General features: G+C 59.1%; 11 protein-coding genes. 2 read left to right on the top strand and 9 right to left on the bottom strand.

Features of this window, described 5'->3' with window-relative positions; all coding sequences use genetic code 11:
* Window positions 1-82: 82 nt before the first annotated feature.
* Window positions 83-1,483 carry an NCS2 family permease gene (locus QRX40_RS07680; RefSeq protein ID WP_024627443.1) on the bottom strand — a complete coding sequence of 467 codons (1,401 nt, stop codon included), beginning with the start codon at window positions 1,481-1,483 and terminating at the stop codon, window positions 83-85.
* Window positions 1,484-2,405: 922 nt separating this feature from the next.
* A complete protein-coding gene (locus tag QRX40_RS07685; protein ID WP_144085368.1) occupies window positions 2,406-3,683 on the bottom strand; it encodes a hypothetical protein in 1,278 nt (425 codons plus the stop codon).
* A 685-nt stretch (window positions 3,684-4,368) separates the two neighbouring features.
* Here QRX40_RS07685 and QRX40_RS07690 point away from each other — a divergent pair.
* Window positions 4,369-4,584 (top strand): hypothetical protein, encoded by a 216-nt coding sequence (locus tag QRX40_RS07690; protein WP_045923989.1) that lies wholly within the window; start codon window positions 4,369-4,371, stop codon window positions 4,582-4,584.
* A 4-nt stretch (window positions 4,585-4,588) separates the two neighbouring features.
* Here QRX40_RS07690 and QRX40_RS07695 read toward each other — a convergent pair whose 3' ends face one another.
* The 5 genes from QRX40_RS07695 to QRX40_RS07715 form a co-directional block, all read right to left on the bottom strand.
* Window positions 4,589-5,575 carry an AEC family transporter gene (locus QRX40_RS07695; RefSeq protein WP_313837467.1) on the bottom strand — a complete coding sequence of 329 codons (987 nt, stop codon included), beginning with the start codon at window positions 5,573-5,575 and terminating at the stop codon, window positions 4,589-4,591.
* A 68-nt stretch (window positions 5,576-5,643) separates the two neighbouring features.
* A complete protein-coding gene (gene pstB / locus QRX40_RS07700) occupies window positions 5,644-6,423 on the bottom strand; it encodes a phosphate ABC transporter ATP-binding protein PstB (protein ID WP_045923987.1) in 780 nt (259 codons plus the stop codon).
* Between the two features lie 31 nt (window positions 6,424-6,454).
* The gene (gene pstA / locus QRX40_RS07705; protein WP_313837469.1) at window positions 6,455-7,435 is read right to left on the bottom strand and encodes a phosphate ABC transporter permease PstA; all 981 of its coding nucleotides are present in this window, start codon (window positions 7,433-7,435) and stop codon (window positions 6,455-6,457) included.
* Window positions 7,432-8,385, bottom strand: a complete 954-nt coding sequence (pstC, locus tag QRX40_RS07710) for a phosphate ABC transporter permease subunit PstC (protein ID WP_313837471.1) — start codon at window positions 8,383-8,385, stop codon at window positions 7,432-7,434. The genes pstA and pstC overlap by 4 nt, the downstream gene beginning before the upstream one ends.
* Entirely contained in the window at window positions 8,382-9,530 is a 1,149-nt protein-coding gene (locus tag QRX40_RS07715) for a phosphate ABC transporter substrate-binding protein PstS (protein ID WP_306221770.1), read from the bottom strand. Before QRX40_RS07715 ends, pstC begins: the two co-directional genes overlap by 4 nt.
* A gap of 330 nt (window positions 9,531-9,860) precedes the next feature.
* Between QRX40_RS07715 and QRX40_RS07720 the strand changes: the two genes are divergently transcribed.
* The gene (locus tag QRX40_RS07720) at window positions 9,861-11,432 is read left to right on the top strand and encodes an MDR family MFS transporter (protein WP_313837473.1); all 1,572 of its coding nucleotides are present in this window, start codon (window positions 9,861-9,863) and stop codon (window positions 11,430-11,432) included.
* Here the strand turns inward: QRX40_RS07720 and QRX40_RS07725 are convergent, their stop codons facing one another.
* Window positions 11,433-12,491 carry a LacI family DNA-binding transcriptional regulator gene (locus tag QRX40_RS07725; RefSeq protein WP_045923982.1) on the bottom strand — a complete coding sequence of 353 codons (1,059 nt, stop codon included), beginning with the start codon at window positions 12,489-12,491 and terminating at the stop codon, window positions 11,433-11,435.
* 49 nt (window positions 12,492-12,540) lie between these two features.
* Window positions 12,541-14,691 carry a beta-galactosidase gene (locus QRX40_RS07730; protein ID WP_313837474.1) on the bottom strand — a complete coding sequence of 717 codons (2,151 nt, stop codon included), beginning with the start codon at window positions 14,689-14,691 and terminating at the stop codon, window positions 12,541-12,543.
* Window positions 14,692-14,706 lie beyond the last annotated feature (15 nt).

The raw sequence follows: 14,706 nt of genomic DNA on the forward strand, positions 1-14,706 counted from the left end.
AACAGCATGACGACGAACCGCACTGCTGAACAATGGTTCTGAAGAATGCTGCTTGTGGAGAGCTCGTAATTCTAAAACTGGCTTAGAGAACAGCCTGAAGCACAAAGTCCAGGATGAAGAGGGCAGAGACCGCCCAGATGATGGGGTGAACCTCCTTGCCCTTGCGCTTGCAGACCATGGTCAGGCAGTAGGTGATGAAGCCGGCGGCCACACCATAGGAGATGGAGTAGGCAAAGCCCATGAAGATGGCCGTGAAGAAGGCCGGAATGGCCTCAGACAGCTCGCCCCACTCAATCTCGGCGAAGGAGCTCATCATCATGCAGCCCACAATGACCAGGACGGGCGCAGTGGCCGCCGAAGGCACAGCCGAGATCAAGGGAGCGAAGACGGCGCTGAGCGCGAAGCAGGCGGCGATGACCACCGAGGTCAGGCCGGTCCGGCCACCAGCTGCGATGCCCGCTGCGGACTCCACGTAGGTGGTGGTGTTGGAGGTGCCGAAGAGGGCGCCAATGGAGGTCGCCGTGGCATCGGCGAACAGGGCCTTATCCATCTTGGAGCTGAAGCCTCGACCGTTTTCCAGAGCCTGCTCGTCCTCGGCTGAGAAGATGCCTGAGCGCCGACCGGTGCCCACAAAGGTGCCGATGGTGTCGAAAGTGTCCGACAGGGAGAAGGCGAAGATAGTCACCAGAACCACTGGCAGCTTGGCCGGGTCGGAGAAGAGTGCAGGGAATCCATCCTGACTGAAAATGGCCAGGAAGGTCTGCGGCAGCTGTGACCAGGCCTGACCCAGATCGACCGACTTGGCCATGCTGGTGACCCCCATGGGAATGCCCAGGAGCGTGACCACGATGATGGCGATGACAAAGGCGCCCTTGTTGATGAAAGCCAGGTGACCCTTGAACTTGAAAATCAGCAGGAAGACGGTCAGCAGCAAGCCGATGACGAAGAGAATGACCCCAGGGGTGTTGAAGGTGGTCAGCCCAGGGTTGGCGCCGGCCGCCGAGGTCTTGTCAGGGGTGAACTTGATGATGCCCACATTGAGCAGACCCACATAGGCGATGAAGACGCCGATGCCGCCGCCGATGGCGTGCTGGAGCAGGGGCGGAATAGCCTGGATGATCATCTTGCGCAGCTTGGTGGCCGTGACCAGGATGTTGATCAGGCCGCACAGGAAGACCATGCACATGGTCTGTTGCCAGGTGAAGCCCAGCCCCTTGACCACGGTGAAGGTGAAGAAGGCATCCAACCCGACTCCTGGCGCCACGCCGTAGGGCACGTTGGCCACCAGCCCCATGATCAGGGTGCCGATGATGGCAGCGATCAGGGTGGCGAGAAAGACAGCGCCCCAAGGCATGCCCGCTGTAGAAAGCACCGAGGGATTCACCACGATGATGTAGGCCATAGCGAAGAAGGTGGTGATGCCTGCTACCACTTCTGTAGAGACTGTGGTATTATTATCCGAAAGCCGAAATAGCTTATGCATATTCGATTCCTTATTGTCTTATTTGGCGATGAGACAAGGAAAGAATATCACGAGCTCTCGGCTTTTTCTGTTACAAGTCCCCCACCCTATTGAGCTCTAGAGTTATACGCCAAGATTTGTGCCCGTTAGTCTGCGATTTCAGAGTATTTGACTGATATGTGGGACTCGGTCCAGTCACTGGCGGTGCCTAGGTGTTGTGCTAGTGAAATCAGAAGCTATTGGGATGTCAAAAGCTTCCCCGACAGAAGTGTTCTAGCTTTCATCTCTGCTTTCAATGGTGCGCAACCTTGTTTCCATGAAATACAGAGTTTGTGCGATGCCTGTCCAGACTGTTGCAGCTTGGCTCGTGAAATGATGCTGCTGATGAAGGACCGTGTTGCCGGGTACATGATTTGATCTAAATCGGCTTCGGATCCTTCCAACGAAACCAGGAAGTTCTAACTCGTATCCTGATCTGTGATTCACAGACTCCTTTAATATATGACCACAAGCCATACCCAGTATGGCCCGGACTAATCGTGCAATATGCGAAAGGCTACCGCCTAAGCAGAGTGTGCTTTATCGTCATGCTTCAAGGTATGACCCAACAATTCACAGCACTTTGCTCCAGTTGAATCCCGTGGTCGTGAAGCCTACGGATTCTTTCACGTTCTGAACGGAATCTCCGTACTACCAGCAGCTTGCATGATCTGAGACTGGAAATTAATAGGGGTTGCCGTGGGTGAGGAAGCATGGGGGCTTCGATGTGTTGGGTCTGGAAGGCCGAAATCCTAGAGTTGGCTGAAAATCTGAGATAAGGGGTGATGACTTATGGAGCCTTCTGGGAAAGTGCCTGCAGCGTTCTTGTAGTTCCATCAAGTCATACATAAAACATATGAGGCTATGAGGTTAGTCTGATTTGGGAATAGGAGTGTTAGGACTCTTAGTCGTGGCAGACATATCTCATTGTTACCTGCCCTGTAAAACAGCCGGGCACCTTCTGGCCGTCTTTGGTTTGGTAACCGATGACCCGTCCGCCTTGGCAGTCGACTTCATATAGATTCCTGACAGCGAACCAAGCCTTTCGCTTTTGATACCGCTTCTCGTATGCCGGAGGCTCGTATCCTTTCGGCGGCTGTGCGTTGTTCCCATAGCCGTAGGCGACGATTTCACCTACGGCCGCTTTCTTGCCTCCAGCATCAACCAGGAGGATTTCCCTGAGCTGGGACCTGTTCTTTTCTAGCGGTGGTTTCCCGACGGTCATAAAGGTGCGTCCTCCATGACTCTGTGAGTTCTCCAATTGGGCTTCAATGACCTCTGCCCCGCTGTAGGAACCACTGGAGGTCAGCTTGTAGGCCACGATTTCCTTACTAGAGGGGAGTGGATCGTTTTGCTGGTAGGACTGCAGCAGCCCCGGGTAATATTTGAGTTTGGCCACTGTCCGGTAGGTGCGGCCTGTTTGGCCCATGACCCAGTCGCTAATGTGGGGGTCGATGGCCGACAGGACTGCGAGCATCTTATCCAGATACTGGTCCGTTTGAATACTTAGGACGTTCTCGCCATGGGAGACCCTGTTGCGCAGGCGGCGAATTCTATCGATATCAAGCAGGAGTTTCACCCGTTGTCGATCATTGACCTTGTTATGGGTCATCTCCGGAAAGGCCTTATACAAAGCCTCTTTCCAGAGCTGTCGTGCATCCGCCGCCCACTTGAGGACTGTTGGGTCTTTGCTTGTGAAATCCGTAGGTCCGAGTAACCGTTGCCAACCTCCGAACATCAATTGCGCGAATGCATCATTCCTGTTCGGGTATTGGCCATGCTTTTTGTGATTAGGATTCTTTTCCCATATCCGGTATACCCTGCGGCATGAGTCCCACAGCTTCCTTATATGGCCTGCGCCCAGTAGTTCCTCAATAAGAGGCGGCACCTGGCTCAAAGGAGCGGTCTTATGACCTTCGAACCATTCGGACGGCGGCGTTTCCCCAAGCCAGTCGTCGAATCCGTTAGCATGAGCCCAAAGCATCAGCTCCTTGTCCATTGCATTGCGCACACTCATCTCGACAAAGGAGATCTGCGTGACTGCCACTCCGGAGAATAAGGTATTCCAACGGTATAAGTCCGCGGCTTCCACTCCCGGGTGTTTCCGAGCCTCGTTCTTATAGGGTTCCAAGCGCTTCTCTGATATCGCCAGATCCATAATCGAGTGAGTTGCAGTCTGCATAAGGCCATGATACTATATAAGAGCAATAAGTTCTTCGCCCTCACATCGCGAGATGTGGGGGCGTCGTATTTTTTGGGTCATATGCCAAAATATTCGCAGGCTAGTCGGTGCTGCTGAGGTATCTGATGGAGTGTGCAGTTCGTTCCAGTCGATAGCGGTGGCTTGGTGCAGATCTTGTTGGCTGTGTTGCCAAGCGAGGTCGTTCAACCGTTCGAAATTCTGGTCACTGCAAGTGTGGGTGGCCGGCCGGACATCTCTCTGGGGGTCGGCGGCGTGTTGATGACCCCGCTGGCAGATGGCTCTGATTTCGTGTTCCGAGCCCAGCCCATTGTGGTTCCTGGGCAAGGCGCGCAGTCGTTAGTTCATGATTCGAGCAGATTGTTAGTCGTGGGAATCGGGGCCCCGCACCGCTAGCACCGCCACTGGGTGCGACCTGTGCTGGTAGCCCAGGCCAGGCAATCCGGTGTCTTCATGCTTTCTAAGGAGAGCAGGCATCTACTGGACGCTTCTAGCCCTACCCCGATAAGGGCTTAGAGGATGAAAAACGCACGCATTTTGGCGTATAGCCCGAGTTCCAATACCGCCGCAGAGCTGTCCGCCCACCTATAATCGGCATACCGGCACGGCCCTGAAGACGTCCCACATGGGATGCGTTAAAGGGCACGGCGCTTTCAAGGAGGGGTATATGGCCAGGAACAATCATTGGGATCCGGACGATCAGAAGCAGTATCAGCATGTACACGACAGCGAAGTCGATCGCGGACAGGATGAACGTGCTGCCGAGCGGATTGCAGCAGCCACGGTCAACAAGCAGCGCACCCGTGAGGGCCGCACCCTGCGCCAGGAGCAGGAGCGCCGCGGCCAGGGCACAGACGACAAGAAGGACAAGAAGAAGGGCTGAATCTTTAGATGGCGCCCATCAGCAGATGCGCCAAAACCATGAGGACCGCGCCGATCACCGCAGTCAGGGCCAGGGTGAATCCGGCCAGACGGGCGTTGCCCAAGACCTTGTCGGTGAACATGGTGGCAAAAACCGCCGTCGGAGCCAGGCAGCACAGGGCCACCGCCTGACGAATCAAGGGTTCGAAGGGCAGCAGATACCATGCGGCCGTTGCGAACAGGATGCCGAAGGGCAGTCGCCAGGCCAGGATCTGCAATACGGACTTGACATCATCCCCTCCGCCAGGCAAGTCCATGAGCATGCCCACCATAAGCATGGAGCAGAAGGCGTTGGCCGCCGATAATGGGCGGGTGATCTGGGCCGACCAGTCTGGCAGCGAGATTCCGGCCAGCGTAAAGCCCACCATAACCAGGTAAGTGTCGAAGGAGGGCGAGCTCAAGAAGCCTTTGAATATGGAGATGGCCGCGGCCTTGCGATGGAGTTTGCGAGCATCCGGATCATCCAGCTTGACCGGCTCCCCCGCATCGGGATCCAGGGACTGGCCCGGTCGAATATGCAGAAGCCCCTGGGTCATGACGTTGGTTCCTGCAGAGACCATGACCGAGTTGCCGATGTCGAACATGGCGGCGGGCACCAGAGCCGCTGTGCCAAGCAGCGACTGAAGCATAGGAAAGCAGAAGCACCCGATGTTGAAACCCGATCCGTTGAGCATAAGAAAAGCCCGCTGAGCCGTAGGCCGATGCCTGCTGGTCAGGAAGATGGCCAAGGGCGGAATCAGCGCGGCCACGAAGGCGAAGGCCGAGACCAGAAGCAGGCTGGGATCGTGAGGGTTGGTAGCGAAGGAGTAGATGATGGCCCCGGGCAGGACCAGGTCGAACACCACGGTCTGCAGCACCCGGTAGTCCAGCGGGCGAAAGAGCCCAAAACGCTTGAACAGGTAGCCCACCAGGATGATGCCCAAGAGGGTGGCCGGTTCCAGCAGTACTCCCATGCCCTCGCTCCTTCCGTGGATGCCGGAACCATGATACCTGACGGGCGGAGGCGCAGACCGGTTCTGTCTCAGCCGAAGCGACCGGAGATGTAGCGCTCGGTGTCCGGCTCGTGCGGGTTGGAGAAGATGGTGGTGGTGTCGTCCATCTCCACCAGATGGCCGGGCTGACCCACGGCCTTGAGATTGAAGAAGGCTGTATAGTCCGAGACCCTGGCGGCCTGCTGCATGTTATGGGTGACGATGACGATGGTGTAGTCCCGCTTGAGCTCGTTGATCAGATCCTCCACAGCCAGGGTGGAGATGGGGTCCAGGGCCGAGCAGGGTTCGTCCATGAGCAGGACCTGGGGGTGCACGGCCACGGCACGGGCGATGCAGAGCCGCTGCTGCTGACCGCCCGAGAGCCCGATGCCCGGCTTGTCCAGACGATCCTTGACCTCATTCCAAAGGTTGGCCCCACGCAGGGCCCACTCCACCAGGTCGTCGGCGTCCGACTTGGCGATGTGCTTCTTGTTGAGCCGGATACCAGCCAGAACGTTCTCCCGGATGGACATGGTCGGGAAGGGGTTGGCCCTCTGGAAGACCATACCCACATCCCGCCGCACCTCGACCGGGTCCACATCCGGTCCATAGAGGTCGCGACCCTCCAGCAGCACCTGCCCGCTCACATGCGCCCCCGGAGTGATCTCGTGCATGCGGTCCAGGGTGCGCAGAACCGTGGACTTGCCACAGCCGGAGGGACCGATGAAGGCGGTGACCTTGTTGGCCTGGATGCGCATGTTCACGTCCTCAACGGCCAGGAAGTCGCCGTAGTAGACGTTCAGATGGCTGATGTCTATGCGTTGGCCCATATTCCGGCCTCCGTTTCTCTCATGGCGGCGCTCAACGGGTCCGCCCAACAGCAAAGATGCGCGAGACCAGCCGCCCCAGCAGGTTGAGCAGCAGGACGATAAGGATCAGCACCAGGGCCGCAGCCCAAGCCCGCTGCATGTGGATGTCGGTCAGGCATCCCGGGTCGGCACCTGGCCCGCAGACGGCCAGCCCCTGGGAATACTCGTTGTAGACGAAGACCGGCAGGGTGGTCATCCTCCCGGAGAAGAGGTTGGGGTTGGTGGTGGCGATGAAGCCCGAAGCTATCAGCAAGGGCGCCGTCTCACCGATGACCCGTGCCACAGCCAGGATGGTGCCCGAGACGATGCCGGGCAGGGCCGTGCGCAGAACAATGCTGGTGATGGTACGCTGCTTGGTCACCCCCAGGGCATAAGCGGCCTCGCGCAGGTCGTTGGGCACCACAGCCAGCATATCCTCAGAGGTCTTGACCACCGTGGGCAGCATAAGCAGCGAGAGGGCCACCGAGCCGGCAAGTCCGTTGACGGTACCTGGTCCGACCACCATGGCGAACATGGAGAAGGCAAAGAGGCCGGCCACGATGGAGGGGATTCCGCTCATCACGTCCACCATGAGACTGATGGCCTTGGCCAGGCGACCTCCGTGGGCGTACTCGACCAGGTAGACCGCGCACATGACGCCCACTGGAATGGATATGACCATGGATCCAAAGGTGATCTCCAGGGTCCCGATTACCGCGTGCAGGATGCCGCCATAGCCTCCGGTCGGCGTGGGGTTGCCCCCTACCACACCGCTCATGTTGTGGGTAAGAAAGTCCGGTGTCAGCCGTCGCACCCCCTTGGACAGGCTGACCCAGAGCACCGAAACCAGCGGAATCAGGGCCACCAGGAAGGAGAGCCCGATCAGGACGGTCATCAGCCGGTCCTTGCGCTTGCGCGCCCGGATGGAGGACCTGGTTGGCCTGAAGCGGTCAAAATCGATAACTGGACCGCGATCAGTTCGGCTTGCCATCATGCACCCGCCTTTGCTGTGATCCTGCGCGCCAGATAGTTGACGATGAAGGTGATGATGAAGAGGACCAGACCGGTGGCCACCAGGAGGGCCACGCCCTGGGAGTCCGCCTCCGGGAACTGGGCGGCTATGTTGGCGGCGATGGTCTGGCTTTTCGAAGCCTGCAGCAGCCGAAGGGAGTAGCTGAGGCCCGGCGAGAGGATCATCAGCACCGCCATGGTCTCGCCCAGGGCGCGGCCCAGCCCCAGCATGGAAGCAGAAATGATCCCCGAGCGACCGAAGGGCAGGACCGCGAGCCGGATCATCTCCCACTTGGTGGCGCCCAGAGCCAAGGCGGCCTCCTGCTGGAGTCGAGGGGCCTGGATCAGGATGTCGCGGGTGACCGAGGTGATGATGGGCAGAATCATGACCGCCAGCACCAGGGCTACGGTGGCCACGGACCGGGCCGGGGCTGCAACGGGGCCGGAAAACAGCGGAATCCATCCCAAATGAACGGACAGCCAACGCCAGAAGCCGGTGATGTTGGGAACCAGAACCAGAGCCCCCCAGAGCCCGTAGATGACCGAAGGCACGGCGGCGAGCAGGTCGATTACCATGCTAAGCAACGTGGACAGGCGGGCGGGAGCGTAGTAGCCGATGAAGAGGGCGATGCCCAGGGAGACAGGGAAGGCCAAGAGCAGGGCCAGACCGGCAATCAGAATGGTGCCAAAAACCAGGGGCCCCACATAGCCCAGGAAACTGCTCGCCCGTCCCCCGCTCAGGGAGAGGATGGCCTGGGTGCGGGAATCCGGGTCCCCGGTGAAGGCCGGAAAGGCCCGCAGGATCAGAAAGAGGGTGACCGCAGCCAGGGCCAGCAGGATCAGAATTCCCGCCCCTGTGGCGCAGGCCTTGAAGATCCGGTCCACCCGTCTGGCCTGGTGCAGGGTTGCGGTCTCCTCCGGTTTCTCGCTCATGCCTTCCCTCCGATGGTCTCCACCGAGGCCATGGCCTGACTGCGCAGCCCCTGCCCCAGCTCGGCGCTGCCCGCATTGGCCGCGGCCATGCGCTGACCCTGCTCGCTCAGCAGATAGGTCAGCCAGGCCTTGGCGAACCGAGCCTTGGATCCGTCCGGATCATGTCGGTAGGCGGTGCAGACCACATCGTAAGAGACCAGGACGATGGGATAGGTATGCTCCCGGCTGGTGCGATGGTCCACAGCCAGGACCACCCGTCCGGGCTGGCTGGCCTGGGGATCCCGCTGGGCCAGATCAAGCAGGTTGGCTGTGGTCTTTGCTGTAGGCGGCTGCCAGGTCTTCCCCACCTGGACGGCCACAGTGCCCAGCCCGGTGGTCTGGGCTGCGTCCGCATAGCCGAAGGTGCCCTCTGCCTGGTTCATGGTCATGACCACTCCGGCAGTGCCCTTGGCGCCCTGCCCCAGGTCGTTGGGCCAATTCTCGCCCGCTGGATAAGGCCAGGCAGACCCGGCTGTGTCGTGCAGATAGGACAGGAAGCTTTTCGTAGTGCCGGACTTGTCCGAACGATGGATCACGGTGATGTCCAAGTCAGGCAGATTGGCTCGCGGATTGAGGGCGGCGATGCGTGGATCCCGCCAATTGGTGACCTTTCCGGAGAAGATCATGGCGATCAGAGCCGGGTCCATCCGCAGATGGCCGCCTGAGCCCTTGGGCCACAGGTCAGGAAGATTGTAGGCCACGGCGATCGGGGTGGCGTAAACGGGCAGGTCAATGGCCGTGCCGGAACCGCAGACCTGACGCGAGCGCTCAAGCTGCTCTGTTGTCAGCGGTGCATCGGAACCGGCCCAGATGGTCGAGCCTGACAGGAAAGCCGTGACTCCAGCACCTGAACCTGCCGGATCATAGGAGATGCGCGCCCCAGGATGCTGCTTGCGGAAACCGGCTATCCAGGCCTCGTCGGCGCTCTGCTGTGAGGATGCGCCAGAGCCGGCGAATTCGCCCTGGAAGAGTGCTTGATCTGCAGTATTGCCTGTTCCGCTGCTTGCGGCAGGGACATTGTCACCGCAGGCCGCCAGGGGAATCATCATTGCCAGGGACATGAGGAGGGCCGGGAATCTACCACGACCACGACCATGTACGTGCATGCTACCTACCTTGACCGCCGTTGCATTTCAAACGTCCGTCCTCATCAGTCCGTGTTGGATCCTCACGTATTCACATTACCGAAGCTCGCCTCACACAGCATACTGGAAACGCTGACTGCCGGACAAGGTCGCCACATCCGCGTCAGCCATGTGGAAAAACCCCATCACAATCCACAACTGGGTATATTATAAGGTCATTGTCAGACGCTTAGCTCTCTTGTTCTTTTCTTAGTGTCACCGGTATCGGTATGCCCTGATTTGCTTTCTAGGACGGCACCGCAGGGAGCGGTATGCGCAGTGAAAACCGAACCCAAAGGAAGTGGTGGTTGCATGAGGAAGCAGGAGCTCGCCAAGCAAGGGCGGACCCTCAGCAAGGATGGAGCCTTCGTCAACGGAAAGCTCACCCATGAGGCCTTCCTGTCGCTGGCCATCCTGACCGTCATCACCTTCCTGGGCAACTTCACCCAGCTGCAGCTGGCCTCCGCCCTGCCCACCATTGTGGACGAGTTCCACATCACCCTGACCACCGGCCAGTGGCTGACCTCGGTATTCCAGCTGGTCATGGGCGTCATGGTGCCATTGACCGGTTTTCTGACCAAACGCTTCTCCACCAGGCAGATCGTCATCACCTCCATGGCCGTCTTCACCCTGGGGTCCCTGCTGAGCTGGCAGTCGCAGACCTTCGCCCTGGTTCTGCTGGGCCGCATCCTTGAGGCCATAGGCACGGGAACCATGTGGCCCGTCCTGCAGATCACCGTCTTCTCCATATATCCTCTGTCCAAGCGCGGCATGGCCATGGGCACCGTGGGCCTGGCCATGAGCGTGGCCCCGGCCATCGGCCCCACCCTGGGCGGATGGCAGACCGATGCCAACGGCTGGCGCTCCATCTTCCTGACGCTGAGCATCTGCGGGGCCGTGGCGCTGCTCCTGTCCATCTTCGGCCTGCGCAACTTCGGCCAGCGCGACACCAGCGTCAAGGCGGACTTCTTCTCAGTGGCCCTGTCCATCTTCGGATTCGGCGGCCTCATGTTCGGCTTCACCAACATCGAGAACTTCCCCATCACCTCCTTCATGACCTGGCCCTTCATGCTGGTCGGCCTGATCGGGATCGTCTGGTTCGTTCTGCGCCAGCTCCACCACGACAAGCCCCTGCTGGACCTGCATGTGCTGCGGATCAAGAACTTCACTGTGGGCACCATCATCGCCTCCATGTCCTTCTTCGCCTTCAGCTCGGTCACCGTCATCCTGCCCATGTACATCCAGACTGACCGCGGCTTCTCGGCCACCATGAGCGGTCTGGTCATGCTTCCAGGAGCTATCGGCACCGCCATCGCCCAGTTCTTCGGCGGCCGGCTGCTGGACCGCTGGGGCGCACGTCCCGTGGCTATGACGGGCTGCTCGGTCCTGCTGCTGGGCACCATCGCCATGAGCCTGATCGGCGCCAATACCTGGATCGGCCTGGTCTCCATATGCCAGTTCATCCGCCAGATCGGCATGGGCTTCACCCTGATGCCCTTGACCACCTGGTCCCTGAACAACCTGGCTCCCAAGGACGTTTCAGCCGGTTCGGCCGTCACCAACACAGCCCGGCAGATCGCCGGCGCTGTCGGCGCACCCATCCTGGTCATCCTCATGGAGACCATCACCACCCTGCGCCACAACGCCCTGGGCGGCGGTCACTCCACCCAGATCGCAGCCAACATCTTCGGCGTGCAGTGGGCCCTGCGCATCTCGGCACTGATCTGCCTGGGCATGGTCCTGCTGGTCTACTTCGGCGTTCGCGGAAACGGCGCCGGCTCCGGACGCCAGATGACCCGTATGCTTCTGCGCCACATGCACATCATCCACACCGACGCTCCTGCCGTCACCGCCTCCACCGCCGACTCCAAAACCCAGGACTGATCACCTGGTGGTTTTGCGGGCTATGACTTGCGATCCGACAACAAGATCCTGGGGTGCCGTAGCTCTGCCTCCGATACGTCCCAGGACGCGGTCGACGCAGGTTCGTGAGATCCACCCCAAACAGGAATCCATGGTAGTAAGCGGAGTCTGCAGATAAGCTGACTCCTCGATGTTGTCAAACCCGATGATCTGGACCTGGTCAGGTACGGCTCTGCCGTAAGCAGTCAGTGCTGACAATGCACCGATAGCCAGCTGATCATTGAGAGCGACCACCCCATCGAAGGGCACGCCCGCCTCTAATATCCGTTGCATGGTCAGGTACCCGCTGCCCAAGGTCCAGTCATAACCGGTTACACCCAGAAGCCGGTCATCCAGTTGCAGTCCTCTTGCGTGAACCGCCTTAAGCACGCCTTTCATCCTTAACTCGGCATTACCTTCGATTGCAGCCTCCAATTGATTCTGGTCAAGCGGCGCATGCAGACCGATGACCGCCAGTGAACGCACCGACCGATCAAATAGATACTCTGCGGCCATCCGAGCTGCCTCGGCATCATCGACCATGACATGATCCGCCACCCCATGGGTAGTCCGCGCGCCTACGCAAACCAGGGGGTAGCGCACATCCAGATCCTCCACGGCGAACCGCTCAAGCTCCGACATGGACAGGATTATGCCGTCGCTGATAGTGCTGTTAAAGGAGGCCAGAATCTCATGCGCTCCCTTGGCAGACCCCTCGGCATATGTGCTGACATACACTGCATAGTCCCGCAGGCGAGCGCTGTCGATGACCCTATTAGCCAATTCGGCCAGATAGGGAGGTGTCAGCGAAGGCACAGCCAGCGTAATGATACCGGTTTTGTTCCGATGCAAATTACGGGCCGCAGCATTGACCTTGTATCCCGATTCGTCGATCACCTGCTGCACTCGCGCACGGGTCGCATTGGACATACGGCCATTGCCGTTGATCACGTTGGATGCGGTCTTCAGCGAGACACCCGCCTTGCTGGCTACCTCGCGCAGGGTGATCCGTTTACCTGGACGACCTTCATCCGTAGCCATAGACACCCCCTAGAATGCGACAACCTCCAAGGCACTATGGCGATCACATCTACTGACGGGTGACCACCACACCATGCACTCCTATAGTGTACCGATTGCCGGATAAACCACCCCCACTGCACCGGGCTGCTCGTTGAACCACTAAAGCCTCACCCATGGTGGACACATCTCTGACAACTGTCGACCCCCGGTTGAAATAGAAATGATAACGGCCCTGTGGCCCGGATCTGATCAGGTGCACCAACCGCGGGTCGCCGTCACGTCCGTTGTGCAACCCTGCCCCTGCTGCGCCAGTGAGGAAATCAGGAGGAACAATCCGATTGATCACCGAGACCAGCGATTCTTTGGTGAAGCCCGTCCCCAGATAGAGAACGCTGCCCTGACCGTAACCATGGATGGTCACCGCAGGCTTCCCAGCCATGTCGAGATCAAAGGAACGACGTCCTTGGTAACGAGCCAGCACCCTTACCGAATCCTCTATGCTCAAGGGCTCGTTGACCCATATATTGCCCTCAATGCCCTCTGATACCAGGATGGATCCACCGCCTTGGTCACTCGTGCCCAAGGCGATCATCTCCTGGGAAGCGATACCTGTCAAATCACGCAAAACCGCAGGATATCCGCCCAAGCCAACATGCATATGGTCGTCCATAATGCCACTGGCGAAGTCCACCACCAGCCGGCCACCCCTGCTCACATAATCGTGCAGACGGCCGGCTTGCTCCTGATCCAGCAGAATCAGAGCCGGCAACACCACCACGTCATAGCGCGCCCATTGCCCTCTCAGTGGCATTACGTCCGCCCTGTATCCGGCATCAAGCAGAGCCTGATACCAGGTATAAACCTGCTGCCAATGATCTACAGAACAATCGGGCAGAGTCGAATCAGCCATAGACCACTGGCAGTCGGCATCAAAAAGCAGGGCAATGGACGAGGGTTCCAATTGAGTCCCGGCCAGTCCGCTCCGGGAAAGTCCGCGCAAAATGCCTCCCAAATCGGCAACCTGTGCATAAATCGCCGAATCCGGCCCTGCGTGGGGGATCATGGCCGAGTGGAAGGCCTCCGCACCGAAGGCGGACTGCCGCCATTGGAAGAAGTTGATCGCATCCGCCCCCATAGCTACGTGGGCCAGAGCGTCCCGGATCAGTTCGCCTTGACGCTTGGAGGCGTTGAAATTGCGCCAGTTGACGGCTGATGTGGAATGCTCCATCAGGCACCAAGGATGACCTTGGGCATAGGCATCCACCAGTGAATCCGAGCAGAGCAGCTCATCCAGGTGTCCAGGTCCATGGGCGAAATAGTGGTCGTTTGCCACGAAATCGACCTGGCGGGACCAACGCTCATAATCAAGGACGCATTGGTCTGTCGAGACCATGAAGTTGGTAGTCAGCGGTTTATCAGGGGTGAGCTCCTGCAGCTGATCACGTTCTGCACAGAAAAAATCCATCAGCGCATCTGAGCAGAATCTACGGAAATCCAGACGCAGCGCCGGATTGATGAAGGCATCACGCACGCCAGCATGTTCAGGCAGGGGAACCTGATCGAAGTTCTGCAGACGCTGGGACCAGAAATCGTTGCCCCAGGCCCGGTTCAGCTCCTCGATGCTGCCATAGCGCCGGCGGCACCAGCCTTGGAAGGCCTTCAAAGCATCCTGCGAGTAGTCAGCAGCGTTGTTCCATCCATATTCATTGCCTACATGCCAGGCAACCACAGTCGGATTGTCGCGGAAGTGCTCTCCCATGACCCTGCAAAGGCGAAGGGCATAGCGTCGAAAAACAGGCGAGGTGGGCCTCCAGGATTGTCGAGCCCCCGGATGGACCAGGGTTCCATCCGCCTCCACGGGCAGCACCTCAGGATGTGCCTGGTAAAGCCAGTATGGGGCCGTGGCCGTAGCTGAAGCCATGTCTACGGCGATACCGGCTTCTCCTAGCAAGGTCACCACCCGATCCAGCCATCCGAAATCCCAGACTCCGTCACTGGGCTCCAGACGTGCCCACGAGAAAATGCCCAGTGTCACCATGGTGACGCCGGCCCGTTTCATCAGCGCAACATCTTCGGTCCATACCTGCTCTGGCCATTGGTCCGGGTTGTAATCCCCGCCGAACCAGATTCCTCCCGAATGACCGTTGGGCTCCTTCGGCCATCGGTAAGGTCTATATGGTTGGGGCTGCCGACGGTCATGATGGTCCGTTTTGCTCATGCCTAATCCCGTCTG

This window comes from Bifidobacterium sp. H6bp9 (genome assembly GCF_032193695.1).
Classification (GTDB): Bacteria; Actinomycetota; Actinomycetes; order Actinomycetales; family Bifidobacteriaceae; genus Bombiscardovia; species Bombiscardovia kimbladii.

Bases quoted from the DNA above. Each gene is read 5' to 3' on its own strand.
- QRX40_RS07725 (WP_045923982.1), bottom strand. From the start codon at position 12,491: ATGGCTACGGATGAAGGTCGTCCAGGTAAACGGATCACCCTGCGCGAG.
- QRX40_RS07695 (WP_313837467.1), bottom strand. From the start codon at position 5,575: ATGGGAGTACTGCTGGAACCGGCCACCCTCTTGGGCATCATCCTGGTG.
- QRX40_RS07685 (WP_144085368.1), bottom strand. From the start codon at position 3,683: ATGCAGACTGCAACTCACTCGATTATGGATCTGGCGATATCAGAGAAG.
- pstB (WP_045923987.1), bottom strand. From the start codon at position 6,423: ATGGGCCAACGCATAGACATCAGCCATCTGAACGTCTACTACGGCGAC.
- QRX40_RS07720 (WP_313837473.1), top strand. From the start codon at position 9,861: ATGAGGAAGCAGGAGCTCGCCAAGCAAGGGCGGACCCTCAGCAAGGAT.
- QRX40_RS07680 (WP_024627443.1), bottom strand. From the start codon at position 1,483: ATGCATAAGCTATTTCGGCTTTCGGATAATAATACCACAGTCTCTACA.
- QRX40_RS07715 (WP_306221770.1), bottom strand. From the start codon at position 9,530: ATGCACGTACATGGTCGTGGTCGTGGTAGATTCCCGGCCCTCCTCATG.
- QRX40_RS07730 (WP_313837474.1), bottom strand. From the start codon at position 14,691: ATGAGCAAAACGGACCATCATGACCGTCGGCAGCCCCAACCATATAGA.
- QRX40_RS07690 (WP_045923989.1), top strand. From the start codon at position 4,369: ATGGCCAGGAACAATCATTGGGATCCGGACGATCAGAAGCAGTATCAG.
- pstC (WP_313837471.1), bottom strand. From the start codon at position 8,385: ATGAGCGAGAAACCGGAGGAGACCGCAACCCTGCACCAGGCCAGACGG.
- pstA (WP_313837469.1), bottom strand. From the start codon at position 7,435: ATGATGGCAAGCCGAACTGATCGCGGTCCAGTTATCGATTTTGACCGC.